The sequence below is a fragment of the Nocardioides dubius genome, assembly GCF_039528155.1.
Classification (GTDB): Bacteria; Actinomycetota; Actinomycetes; order Propionibacteriales; family Nocardioidaceae; genus Nocardioides; species Nocardioides dubius.
Genome location: NZ_BAAALG010000013.1, coordinates 167,133 through 178,682, shown reverse-complemented (window position 1 = coordinate 178,682; position 11,550 = coordinate 167,133). Strand labels below are relative to the sequence as shown.

Here is an 11,550-nt window from a genome sequence, read left to right as displayed (position 1 = left end):
GGGTTCGGAACAAGGAAACGAAAGACGAAGCCCCGCGGTGCCTAACTCGACTCGATGAGCCAGCCAGAGGTCCGTTTCCGCGGGGTCTATGGCAGGAACGCTACGGCGTACACCACCGCCGCGCAACCAACCTCCTCAGACAAGCCATGTAGCCAACCCGGAGCCTCGATGTCCGACCAAGCCAGCCAGGCGCTCACGCTGAGCGATGCTCAGGCCTGGCTGAGCACACCTCGCCTCCAGGGCTATCTCGGCGCATCGCACCACGATCTGGCGCTCGCGCTGGCTCTCTACAGGTGGAACAGTGTGACTACGGGTGCAGCCTTGGCCGAGGTCGGGCATCTGGAGGTCGCGCTTCGCAACGCCTATGATCGCGAGCTCTGACATCCACGGCACGATGGTCCGGATCACCAGGTTTCGCAATCGGCTCGCGCACAACGAACCAATCTTCTCCTCACGTACGGGCCTGGTCACCCGCCTTGCCGAGGTCACGCACCTCTTCTGTTTGCTCGCACCGCAGGCGGCCGCCTGGACGGCCCGCGGCTCGCCGCTCCCCCGACTCATCGCCGCATGTCCCGTTGACGGCTTGATCGCGCACCGTCTCCAGAACAATTGCTGAGTGGCACCTGGCTCCCGCTATCGGGGTGCCAGGTGCCACTTAGTCAGTCAACGCGTGACGATGCTCAGCTCGACGTGGCCTTGCGACGTGCCGACGGCTTGCGGTCCGACGGCTTGGTGACCGGCTGGCCGGCCTCGACCAGCGCGGCGCGACGGGCCGCGCCGAAGTCGGCCAGCGACTCGACCAGGTCCTCGACCGACGGGTTCGGGGCCATCACGTCGACGCGCAGGCCGTGCTCCTCGGCGGTCTTCGCGGTGGCCGGGCCGATCACGGCGATCACCGTGGAGGCGTGCGGCTTGCCCGCGATGCCGACCAGGTTGCGCACCGTGGACGACGAGGTGAAGACGACGGCGTCGAACTTGCCGGTCTTGATCGCGTCGCGGGTCGGCGCCGGCGGCGGGGTGGCCCGCACGGTCCGGTAGGCGGTGACGTCGTCGCACTCCCAGCCGAGGTCGATCAGACCGGCGACCAGGTTCTCGGTGGCGATGTCGGCGCGCGGCAGGAAGACCCGGTTGATCGGGTCGAGCACGTCGTCGTAGGGCGGCCAGTCGGCGAGCAGGCCGGCCGCGGACTGCTCACCCGAGGGCACCAGGTCGGCCCGCAGACCCCACGCCGCGATCGCGGCCGCGGTCTTGTCGCCGACGGCGGCGATCTTCAGGCCGGAGAACGCACGCGCGTCCAGGCCGTACTCCTCGAACTTCTCGCGCACCGCCTTGACCGCGTTCACCGAGGTGAAGGCGATCCACTCGTAGCGGCCCTCGACCAGACCGCGCACGGCCTTGTCCATCTGCTGCGGGTTGCGCGGCGGCTCCACGGAGATGGTGGGCACCTCCTCCGGCACGGCCCCGTAGGAGCGCAGACCCGAGGTCAGCGAGCCCGCCTGCTCCTTGGTGCGCGGCACCAGCACACGCCAGCCGAAGAGCGGCTTGGTCTCGAACCAGGAGAGCGTGTCGCGCAGGTTGACGACGTCGCCCACCACCGTGATCGCCGGCGGGGCGATCCGCGCCGCACGGGCGTCGGCGGCGATGTTCTCCAGGGTGGAGGTCACCGTGCGCTGGTTGGTGGTGGTGCCGGTCTGGGTCATCGCCACCGGGGTGTTCGCGTTGCGACCGGCCGCGATCAGGGCCTTGGCGATGTCGCCGATGCCACCCACCGCGGAGAGCAGGACCAGGGTCCGGTTGTCGGCGTACTGGCTCCAGTCGACCTTCTCGCCACAGGTCACCACGGCCACCTCGCGGTTGGTCTTGGTGGTCAGCGGCACGCCGGCGTAGGCCGGGACAGCGGTGGCCGAGGAGACGCCCGGCACGATCTCGAAGGCGATCTGCGCCTTGGCGCAGGCCTGCGCCTCCTCCGGGCCCGAGGCGTAGAGGAACGGGTCGCCGTTCATCAGGCGCACCACGCGCAGGCCGCGCTTGGCCTGCTTGACGACCACCTTGGCGCGGTTGGCGTGGGTCAGCGGCTGGCCGTCGTCGCCGAAGCCGCCGTCGATGAACTCGGGACCGGGCACCTCGGTGACCGTCTCGTTGCCGTCCTCGTCGACCGTCACAACGGGCTCCGGCAGGGCCAGCACGGTGCGCACCATCGGCTCGTGCTCGGGGAGCTCGGTGACCACCACGTCGGCCTCACGCAGCAGGCTCGCCGCGCGCACCGTCAACAGGTCGGGGTCGCCGGGGCCACTGCCTACGAACGCCACCCAGCCCCGGGGCCGAGCCGCGTCCGTGGCCGGAGTGGTCTTGGTCTTGCGTCCAGTCATCAGTGCTGCCTCTTCGCTGGTGTGTGGATCAGTTCTGCCGCGCCCTCTTCGAGCATCCCGGTCCCCAACCGGTTGCCCACCTCCGCAGCGTCGGCGACGGGGCCAGTCGCCGACCTGCGCATGTTCACCTGGCCATCGTGCGAGAGCACCACCGCACGCAGCCAGAGCTCCGCCTCGTCCGGGCCGGAGACCACCTCGGCCAGCGCGCCCACCGGTGCCGAGCAGCCGGCCTCCAGGGTGCGCAGCACCGCGCGCTCCGCGGTGACCGCGGCGCGGGTGTCGGCGTCGTCGAGATGCGCGGCCAGCTGCGCCACCAACTCGACGTCGGCGCTGCGGCACTCGATGGCGAGCGCACCCTGGCCGGGCGCGGGAAGCATCTGCAACGGGTCCAGGCTCTCGGTGATCACGTCGAGCCGCTCGATCCGGCTGAGACCGGCCCGCGCCAGGATCACGCCGTCCGCCTCGCCCGAGGTGACCTTGCCGAGCCGGGTGTCGATGTTGCCTCGCAGTCCGACGACCTCCAGGCCGAGGCCCAGGGCGTGCAGCTGGGCGGCGCGCCGCGGCGAGCCGGTCGCCACCACGCTGCCCGGCGGCAGCTCGCCGAGGGTGAGTCCGTCGCGGGCGACCAGGACGTCACGCGGGTCCTCCCGGACCGGGATGGCGGCCAGCGCGATCCCCTCACACGGCTCGGTCGGGAGATCCTTGAGCGAGTGCACCGCGAAGTCGCAGAGACCGTCGAGCAGCGCATCGCGCAGCGCGGAGACGAAGACCCCGGTGCCACCCATCTGTGCCAGCGGCGTGCGGTTGACGTCGCCCTCGGTGGTGACCGGCACCAGCTCGACCTCGACGCCGAGCCGCTCGCGCACGAGGTCGGCCATGTGGCCGGACTGGGTACGAGCCAGCAGCGAGGCACGGGTGCCCAGACGCAGCGTGGTCATCAGCGAGCACCTCCCGGGCGGGTGACGGCGTCGACGGCGTCGGGGTCGAGCGCGAAGAGCTCGGCGAGGGCGGTGGCGTAGGAGACCGCACCGGTCTCGTCGGCCAGCTCCCGGACCCGCGTCGTGGGCCGGTGCAGCAGCTTGTCGGCGACCCGGCGGATGGCGTACTCCACCTCGTCGCGGTGGGCGGGGTCGAGGTCCGGGACGCGGGTCATCAGCCGCTCGATCTCGGCGTCCACGACACCGGTCGCCATGGTCCGCAGGGCGACCACGGTCGGCGTCACGCTGGCCTGCCGACGAGCGCTGAGGAACGCCTCGATCTCCTCGGCGACGATCGCGCGGACGCCGGCCACGCTGAGGAGGCCGTCCACGTCGTGCAGCTCGTCGGCCAGGGTGCGCAGGTTCTTGAGGGTGACGCCCGGCAGCTCGCCGACGGCGGCCTCGACGTCGTGCGGCAGGGCCAGGTCGATCAGGGTGAGCGGCGCCTGGGAGGTGCCGCGCGCGGCGGCGACCTGCTCGGCGGTGATCACCACGCCGGTGGCACCGGTGCAGGAGATCACCAGGTCGGCGTCGACCAGCGCCTCACCGAGCTCGTCCATCGGCCGCGACTGGCCGGCGTACTCGGCCGCGAGGCGCTGGGCGGCACTCTCGGTGCGGTTGAGCACGGTGACCAGGCCGGCGCCCTGGCGCGACAGCGTGGAGACCGCCAGCGAGGCCATCGCCCCGGCGCCCACGACCACCGCACGGCGTCCCTGCACGCTGCCGGTCAGGTCGAGCGCGGCGCTGACCAGAGACGGCGCCGCACGGTCGATGTCGGTCTCGGCGTGGCTGCGCTTGCCAACCCGCAGCGCCTGCTGGAAGAGCAGGTTCAGCGAGGGGCCGACGGTGCCGTGCTCCTGGCCGATCCGCAGTGCCTCGCGCGCCTGGCCGAGGATCTGGCCCTCGCCGACGACCATCGAGTCCAGCCCGGAGGCCACGTGGAAGAGGTGCGAGACGGCGGCGTCGCCGTAGTGCACGTAGAGGTTGCCGATCAGCTCGGTGTCGACCGGCTCCTCGAGCTCGTGCCCGAGCAGCAGCCGGGAGATCTCCTCGACGCTGCCGTGGAAGCGGTCGACGTCGGTGTAGACCTCGAGCCGGTTGCAGGTGGAGAGCACGGTGGTCTCGCTGACGTGCTCCACCTCGGCGGTGCGGGTGATCAGCTTGTCGACTCCGGAGGCGTCCAGGGTCAGCCGCTCCAGCACCTCCACGGGGGCGGTGCGGTGGGAGATTCCGACGACCAGGATGCTCATGCCGAGGCTCCTTGCTCAGGCTCGGAAACCGACGGCGTCTTGCGCTGCTCGTGGTAGGCGAGGATCTGCAGTTCGATGGAGAGATCCACCTTGCGGACGTCGACGCCTTCCGGCACGGCGATCACGCTCGGTGCGAAGTTCAAGATGCTGGTGATGCCGGCCCCGACCATCTCGTCGGCGACCGACTGCGCCGCCTCGGCCGGGGTGGCGATCACGCCGATCGCCACCGACTGCTCGGCGACGATGGCGTCGAGCTCGGCGAAGGGCCGCACCGGCAGGCCGGCGACGACCTTCTCGCTCAGCGCCGGATCCGCGTCGAGCAGGGCGACGACGCGGAACCCGCGGGAGCGGAAGCCGGAGTAGTTGGCGAGCGCGTGGCCCAGGTTTCCGATGCCGACGATGATGACCGGCCAGTCCTGGGTGACGCCGATCTCGCGGGCGATCTGGTAGCGCAGGTAGTCGACGTCGTAGCCGACCCCGCGGGTGCCGTAGGAGCCCAGGTAGGAGAGGTCCTTGCGCAGCTTGGCGCTGTTGACGCCGGCAGCCACCGCGAGCTCCTCGCTGGAGCAGGTGGAGATGCCGCGCTCGAGCATCGCGTGCAGGGCCCGGAGGTAGACCGGCAGTCGCGCAACGGTAGCCTCGGGGATCTCGCGACCCGCGCTACGCGTCACGACACCGTCAACGGTCGCCGCAGGCGTGCGGCCGCCGGCTGACGGGGTGGTTGCGTTCACGCTCGACTCGTCCTTCAAACAGGCCGACAAGGTGCCACCATCGCGTGCGCTGGGATGCACGTCGATGTCCTTGCGACGCGTTCACTCTAGGAGTTTGTGAACGTGAGAACAAACTGACGAAGGCCGGGAGATAACACACGTGACCTGGCTCACGTGAAGCGGGGTGGGTTCTCGAACCCAAACCTCTTGTGCGTGCTCCGGGCAGCGCGGCGTCGAGCGGTCGCGGCACCGCCCCCCGACGGCGGCCCTCAGCCGCGCAGCGCTGCGCGCAGCCGGTCCGCGTCGACCCGCCAGAAGTCGTGCTGCTTGCCGTCGACCAGGGTCACCGGGACCTCGTCGTCGTAGTGCGCGGGCAGGCCGACGGCCTCGTCGACGTCGATCTCGGTGAAGCTCTCCCCGAGCTCCTCGCAGACCTGGGCGATCACCGCGCGGGCCTCGTCGCACAGGTGGCAGCCCTCGCGGGCGTAGAGGGTGACCCGCGCGCTCACGCGCTGCCCTCCTGCTCGATCAGGTCGAGCACCCGGCGCCGCTCGGCCGCACGCAGCCGGCCCTTCTGCACCTGGCCGGTCATGGTGTGCGGGAGCTCGTCGACCAGGTGCACCACACTCGGCTGCTTGAACCGGGCCAACAGCTTCTCGGCACGCGCCGCGACCCCATCGCGCACGGTGTCGGCGTCGCCGTCGGCGACCAGATAGGCCACCACGGCCTCACCGGTCTCGGCGTCGGGAACACCGACCACCGCGACCTCGCGGACGCCGGGGACGCCGGCCAGCACGATCTCGACCTCGACCGGGTAGACCCGGAACCCGGAGACAGTGATCACGTCCTTGCGGCGGTCGACCAGGAAGAGGTCGCCGTCGTCGTCGATGAAGCCGACGTCGCCGGTGCGCCACCAGCCGTCGGCGTCCGGGGCCTGGTCGCCGACGGGCCAGTAGCCGGAGAACAGGTTGGCACCGCGGATCTCGATCTCACCGGGGTCGCCATCGTGCTGGGGCAGGCCGCCATCGTCGACGAGCCGGACCTCGATGCCCGGCAGCGGCGCGCCGAGCGAGCCCGGGGTGGCCTGCTTGCTGCACAGCGTGGAGGTGACCACCGGTGCCGCCTCGGTCAGCCCGTAGCCCTGGTGCACCGGGACGCCGACCTCCGCCTGGAAGGTGTCGACGACGCCGCCCGAGAGCGCGGCCGAGCCGGAGAGCACCAGCCGCACCGAGCCGAGCCGGACCGCGAGGTCCTCCATCGGCAGCCAGTGCTTGAAGACCGGCGGAGCGACCGGGACCACGCTGACCGCCTCGTCGTCGATCAGGTCGAGGGTGCCGTCCGGGTCGAAGGACTCGGCCAGCACCAGCCGTGCGCCCTGGCGCACGGTCGCGCCGAGGACCGCGTTCAGGCCATAGACGTGGAAGAGCGGGAGCACCCCGAGCACAACGTCGGTGGCGGCCAGCATCGGCGGGTCGACCAGGGTGATCTGCTCGATGTTGGCCAGCAGCGCCCGGTGGGTGAGCATCGCGGCCCGGGGACGCCCCGAGGAGCCGCTGGTGTAGAGCAGGACGGCCAACGCCTCCGGGTCGGCCAGCGGCGGAAGCGGGCGGCCGCGGCGCAGCGCGAGCTGGTCGTAGCCGTGCTCGCCGGGCTGCAGGGTGGTGGCCACGGTGACCACGCGGACCGCAGGGGCCGGCGTCGCGGCCACCGCCTCGCGAGCCGCGGAGACCGAGCGCGGGTCGGCGACCAGCAGGCGCGCGCCGCTGTCGGCAAGCATCTGGGCGAGCTCCTCGGCGCCGGCTCGCGGGTTCACCGGGACCGCGACCAGCTGGGCGCGCAGCGCCGCCAGGTAGCAGCTGACGAACTCGATCCGGTTGCCGAGCGCGAGCATCACCCGGTGGCCGGCCACCAGACCGGCGTCGGCGAACCCGCCTGCGACCCGCTCGACCTCGTCGTCCAGCTCGGCCCAGGTCATCCTGCGACCGGTGGCCGCCTCGACCAGCGCCGTGTCGGCGCCGTGGACGTCAGCAGCCCGGGTGAGCAGATCGGCGAGGTTCAGCATGGGCCGATACTTCCACACCACTCCCGGCCCGGTCCCGGACTCCTGGAACCCGCTGACCGGGCCCGTCGCCCACCCAGCCCCCAGGCCTCACCGGTCATCGGTGAAGACGGCCGGCCGCCGCTCCTTGCGGGCCCGCGTCGCCTCCTCGAAGTTGTCGGTGAGCAGGCGCAGGTAGAGCTGCCCGATCCCCTCCACCGGCATGTGGCTCTCCAACGAGCCTGCCGCGATCCCGGCATGCAGGGAGCGCTTGGTCAACTCGATCCCGGGCTGGGAGAGGGCGGCGATCCGCTCGCCGATCGCGATCGCCTCGTCCACCACCGCCGGCGCGAGGCGGGAGACCAGGCCGATCCGGGCCGCCTCCTCGGCGTCCACGTCGCGGCCGGTGAGCATGATGTCGGCGGCATGGCTGGAGCCCACCGCGCGCGGCAGCAGGTAGCTGAGGCCGAGCTCGCTGGCGGTGAGACCGTTGTTGATGCCCGCCGCCCGGAAGTACGCCTGCGGCCCGGCGATCCGGATGTCACAGGCCAGGGCCAGGCAGAGCCCGCCACCGATCGCGGCGCCGTTGACCGCAGCGATCACCGGCTGGTGCAGCCGGCGCACGGTGCCGATCACGTCCTCCAGCATCTCCAGCGAGCGCAGCGCATAGCCCGGACGGGTGAGTCCGTCGGCATGCGGCGGACGGCCCGCGGAGCTCTGGTCGGCACCGGCGCAGAAGCCGGTGCCCGCCCCGGTGAGGACGATCGCCCGCACGTCGTTGTCGTTGCCGATCTCCTGCAGCCGCTCGCGCAGCGGCACCATCACGTCGAACGCCATCGCGTTCATCCGCTCCGGCCGGTTCAGGGTCACCACCGCGACCCCGGACGCCGGCCGCTCGACGAGGACGAAGCCGCTCACTCCGCCACCCAGGCCTGGTCGAAGAGGACCATGCTGTCGACGTGGGGACGGACCCCGCCGACCTGCTCGCCCCAGGTCACGAACTCCGGCTGGGCGCCGAAGACGATGGCCGGCACCGTGGCGTTCCACTCCTCCTGGATCCGGTCGAGGATCTGCTGCTGGTCCTCGACGGAGGTGGCCGAGCCGAGGTCGGCGATCAGGCCGTCCATCACCTCGCTGGAGTAGCCGCCGGCGTTGCCGTTGGACTCGCTGTGGAAGCTCTCGAAGAGCTCGGGGAAGACGCCGGCATCCGGCGTCCCGAACGACCAGCCGGCCAGGTCGAAGTCGCGGTCCACGAAGACCCGCTGGATCATCTCGGCAGCCCCCGGCACGTACTCGGCCTCCACGGTGATCCCGATCCGGCCGAGCATCGCCTCGATCGCGACCCCGGTGTTCTGGGAGACCTTGGCGATGCCGAGGTAGCGGATGGTGCCGTCGAAGCCCTTGGCCTTGGCCTGCTCGACCAACTCCTTGGCGGCGTCCACGTCGATCTGCGGGCCTTCGACCTTGCCGCGCCAGCGGGACTCGTCGGCGAACATCTGCGTGCCCGGCAGGCCGATCCCGGCGTAGCTGCGGTCGATGATCACCTGCGGGTCGAGGGCCTGGCTGATGGCGCGCCGGACCAGCACCTCGGCGGTGTCGATGCCCTCACGGCTGTTGACGATCAACCCGACGCCCATGCTGACCACGTTCATCGAGCCGGCCAGATCCGCATCCACCGCGTCGGCGATCACGTTGGGCTCGCGGAGCACCGCGACGTCGGCGTCGCCGGTCCTGACCACGTCCAAGGTGCCCTGCGCGGTCTGCACGTTGCGGAAGCGGAGCTCGGCCAGGTTCGGCGCGCCACCCCAGTAGGCCGGGTTGGCCTTGAGCAGCAGCTCCTCGGTCGGCCGGTAGTGCACGAAGGTGAAGGGCCCGGCGCCGATCGGCGTGAACTCCTTGCCGGCATAGGCGGCGGGGGCGACGATCATCCCCGGCGCGGTGGCCAGCATGTACTCGAAGTCGGCCCACGGCTCGGTCATGGTGAACTCGACGGTGCGCTCGTCGATGGCCTTCGTGGCCTTGACCTTGCGCTGGAAGAGCGTCGCCTGTCCCCCGCCCTCGGCGAGGTAGCGCTCGATGCTGCCGACCACCGCGTCGGCGTCCACCGGGGTGCCGTCGCTGAAGGTGACGTCCGGGCGCAGGGTCAGCGTCCAGGTGGTGAAGGCGTCGTCGGCACTGATGCCCTCGGCCAGCTGCGGCTGGTACTCGCCCTGCTCGGGGTCGTAGCGCAGCAGGACGTCGTAGATCGCGGCCAGCTCGGTGCCGCCGGAGAGTCCGCCGGCGATCACCCCGACCGGGTCGAAGGTGCGCAGCTCGCTGTAGCTGGAGACGTCGAGCCGGCCGCCGGCGAACGGGTCGCCGGCCGCGGAGTCGCCGACCAGCCCGATCTCGAAGATCGAGGAGCCGCTGTCGGCCGCCTTGCCGTCGTCGCCCTTGGACTCCTCCGCGCAACCGGCGAGCAGGCCGGCGGCCAGAGCGAGGGTGGCCAGAGAGGCCAGGCGGATGCGTGGGTGTCGGCTCTTCATCGGGTGGTCTCGCTCTCTACGGGGGTGGGGGTCAGCGCGAGCTCACGGGCTCGCTGGTAGTCGGCCTTGCCGGTGACGTGACGGGGAACCTCGGAGACGGGGATCACCGTGCGCGGCACCTTGTAGCCCGAGATCCGGGTGCGCAGGTGGGCCTCCAGCGCGGCGTCGTCGACCTCGGCACCGGCGCGCGGCTCGACGACGGCGGCGACGCGTTGGCCCCAGGTCGGGTCCGGGAGCCCGAAGACCAGGGCGTCGTAGACGTCGGGATGTGACTTGAGGGCCACCTCGACCTCTTCGGGGTAGACCTTCTCGCCGCCGGTGTTGATGCAGCTGGAGCCGCGGCCCAGCAGGGTGAGCCGGCCGCCCTCCTCGATCTGCACCCAGTCGCCGGGGATCGCGTAGCGGACGCCGTCGATGGTGACGAAGGTGCGCGCGGTCTTCTCCGGGTCGCCGAGGTAGCCGATCGGGATGTGCCCGGATCGGGCCATCCGGCCGATCGCGCCGATCTCCGCGGGGTCGATCAGCCGGAGCTCGTCGTCGACGACGGAGGTCTGCGGCCCGAGGTGGACCAGGGAGCCCTTGTCGGCCAGGTTCTCCTCCAGGATCCGCCCGTTGCCGGTCATCCCGGTCTCCGAGGAGCCGATCACGTCGAGGATCACGGTGTCGGGGAAGGCGCGCAGCCAGCGCTGCTTGACCTCGACCGAGAAGACGGCGGCGGCGCTGGTCACGGTCAGCAGCCGGGCCTGCGGGTAGCCGCCACGCTCGTACTCCTCGATCAACGGGCGCGCCATCGCATCGCCGATCAGCGACATGGTGCGGACCTGCTCGCGCTCGCTCACCCGCCAGATCTCGGCCGGGTCGAAGCGCGGCAGCAGCACGTTGGTGTGGCCGCCGAAGAAGCGCAGCAGCATCCCCCACTGGCCGTTGGCGTGCATGATCGGGCCGAGCTGGAGGCAGCGCAGCGGCTCCGCGGTGGCGGCCGCCGCTCGGGACTGGTCGAGCTCGCCGAGAGGCTCGCCGGTGCTGAAGTCGAGGCCGCCGCCCAGGGTGCGCCAGACGTCCTCGTGGCGCCACATCACGCCCTTGGGGTAGCCGGTGGTGCCGCCGGTGTAGACGATGAAGACGTCGTCGGGGCTGCGCGGGCCGAAGCCACGCCCGCCGGGTTGCGCCGCCAGGGCCGCGGCGAAGCCGACCGGCTCACCGCGTTGCGGCCAGTGACCCGTGCCGTCCTCGATGACCACCCGGTGCCGCACCTGGGGGTGCCGGGCCAGGACGTCGTCCAGGACCGGGCTGAACCGGGCCTCCTCCACGATCGCCACGAGCCCGGAGTTCTCCACCAGGTAGTCGAGCTCGGCGGCGACGTAGCGGTAGTTGATGTTGATCGGGACCACGCGCGCCTTGAAGCAGCCGAGCATCGCGGCGACGTGCTCGGCGACGTTGCGGGCCATCAGCCCGACGTGCTCGCCGGGCTCGATGCCTGCGGCGTGGAGGTGGTGGGCGAACCGGTTGGCGGCGGCGTCGAGCTCGGCGTACGACCAGCGCGTCTCACCGGCGATCAGCGCGAGCCGGTCGGGGACCGCGTCGACGGCGTGTTCGAAGAGGTCGGCGATGTGGAGGGCCATGAGAGGACCCTCGAACCGGCAGTGAGGTGTGTCACACTCTGTCCCGTTGGATGAAACCC

General features: G+C 71.4%; 10 protein-coding genes. 1 reads left to right on the top strand and 9 read right to left on the bottom strand.

Annotated features, from left to right (window positions below):
- Positions 1–168 precede the first annotated feature (168 nt).
- On the top strand, positions 169–381 hold the full coding sequence (locus tag ABD151_RS18005) for a hypothetical protein (RefSeq protein ID WP_343996198.1): 213 nt from the start codon (positions 169–171) through the stop codon (positions 379–381).
- Positions 382–680: 299 nt separating this feature from the next.
- On the opposite strand, the gene ABD151_RS18000 is transcribed toward ABD151_RS18005, so the two are convergent.
- The 9 genes from ABD151_RS18000 to ABD151_RS17960 all read right to left on the bottom strand — a co-directional run bounded on the left by ABD151_RS18000 (position 681) and on the right by ABD151_RS17960 (position 11,491).
- Positions 681–2,369 (bottom strand): bifunctional uroporphyrinogen-III C-methyltransferase/uroporphyrinogen-III synthase, encoded by a 1,689-nt coding sequence (locus tag ABD151_RS18000; protein ID WP_343996195.1) that lies wholly within the window; start codon positions 2,367–2,369, stop codon positions 681–683.
- Positions 2,369–3,307, bottom strand: coding sequence for a hydroxymethylbilane synthase (gene hemC / locus ABD151_RS17995; RefSeq protein WP_343996194.1), 939 nt, complete (start codon positions 3,305–3,307; stop codon positions 2,369–2,371). The genes ABD151_RS18000 and hemC overlap by 1 nt, the downstream gene beginning before the upstream one ends.
- Entirely contained in the window at positions 3,307–4,596 is a 1,290-nt protein-coding gene (locus ABD151_RS17990) for a glutamyl-tRNA reductase (RefSeq protein ID WP_343996193.1), read from the bottom strand. The genes hemC and ABD151_RS17990 overlap by 1 nt, the downstream gene beginning before the upstream one ends.
- Positions 4,593–5,267 (bottom strand): redox-sensing transcriptional repressor Rex, encoded by a 675-nt coding sequence (locus ABD151_RS17985; protein WP_343996439.1) that lies wholly within the window; start codon positions 5,265–5,267, stop codon positions 4,593–4,595. The genes ABD151_RS17990 and ABD151_RS17985 overlap by 4 nt, the downstream gene beginning before the upstream one ends.
- A gap of 308 nt (positions 5,268–5,575) precedes the next feature.
- Positions 5,576–5,815 (bottom strand): glutaredoxin family protein, encoded by a 240-nt coding sequence (locus ABD151_RS17980; RefSeq protein ID WP_343996192.1) that lies wholly within the window; start codon positions 5,813–5,815, stop codon positions 5,576–5,578.
- Positions 5,812–7,368 (bottom strand): class I adenylate-forming enzyme family protein, encoded by a 1,557-nt coding sequence (locus ABD151_RS17975; protein ID WP_343996191.1) that lies wholly within the window; start codon positions 7,366–7,368, stop codon positions 5,812–5,814. Before ABD151_RS17975 ends, ABD151_RS17980 begins: the two co-directional genes overlap by 4 nt.
- An 87-nt stretch (positions 7,369–7,455) precedes the next feature.
- Positions 7,456–8,262, bottom strand: coding sequence for an enoyl-CoA hydratase (locus tag ABD151_RS17970; RefSeq protein ID WP_343996190.1), 807 nt, complete (start codon positions 8,260–8,262; stop codon positions 7,456–7,458).
- Positions 8,259–9,869 (bottom strand): ABC transporter substrate-binding protein, encoded by a 1,611-nt coding sequence (locus ABD151_RS17965; RefSeq protein ID WP_343996189.1) that lies wholly within the window; start codon positions 9,867–9,869, stop codon positions 8,259–8,261. Before ABD151_RS17965 ends, ABD151_RS17970 begins: the two co-directional genes overlap by 4 nt.
- The gene (locus ABD151_RS17960; protein WP_343996188.1) at positions 9,866–11,491 is read right to left on the bottom strand and encodes an acyl-CoA synthetase; all 1,626 of its coding nucleotides are present in this window, start codon (positions 11,489–11,491) and stop codon (positions 9,866–9,868) included. The genes ABD151_RS17965 and ABD151_RS17960 overlap by 4 nt, the downstream gene beginning before the upstream one ends.
- Between the last annotated feature and the right edge of the window lie 59 nt (positions 11,492–11,550).

Coding starts and splice junctions, on each gene's coding strand:
- ABD151_RS17965 (WP_343996189.1), bottom strand. CDS start 9,869: ATGAAGAGCCGACACCCACGCATCCGCCTGGCCTCTCTGGCCACCCTC.
- ABD151_RS18005 (WP_343996198.1), top strand. CDS start 169: ATGTCCGACCAAGCCAGCCAGGCGCTCACGCTGAGCGATGCTCAGGCC.
- hemC (WP_343996194.1), bottom strand. CDS start 3,307: ATGACCACGCTGCGTCTGGGCACCCGTGCCTCGCTGCTGGCTCGTACC.
- ABD151_RS18000 (WP_343996195.1), bottom strand. CDS start 2,369: ATGACTGGACGCAAGACCAAGACCACTCCGGCCACGGACGCGGCTCGG.
- ABD151_RS17960 (WP_343996188.1), bottom strand. CDS start 11,491: ATGGCCCTCCACATCGCCGACCTCTTCGAACACGCCGTCGACGCGGTC.
- ABD151_RS17990 (WP_343996193.1), bottom strand. CDS start 4,596: ATGAGCATCCTGGTCGTCGGAATCTCCCACCGCACCGCCCCCGTGGAG.
- ABD151_RS17975 (WP_343996191.1), bottom strand. CDS start 7,368: ATGCTGAACCTCGCCGATCTGCTCACCCGGGCTGCTGACGTCCACGGC.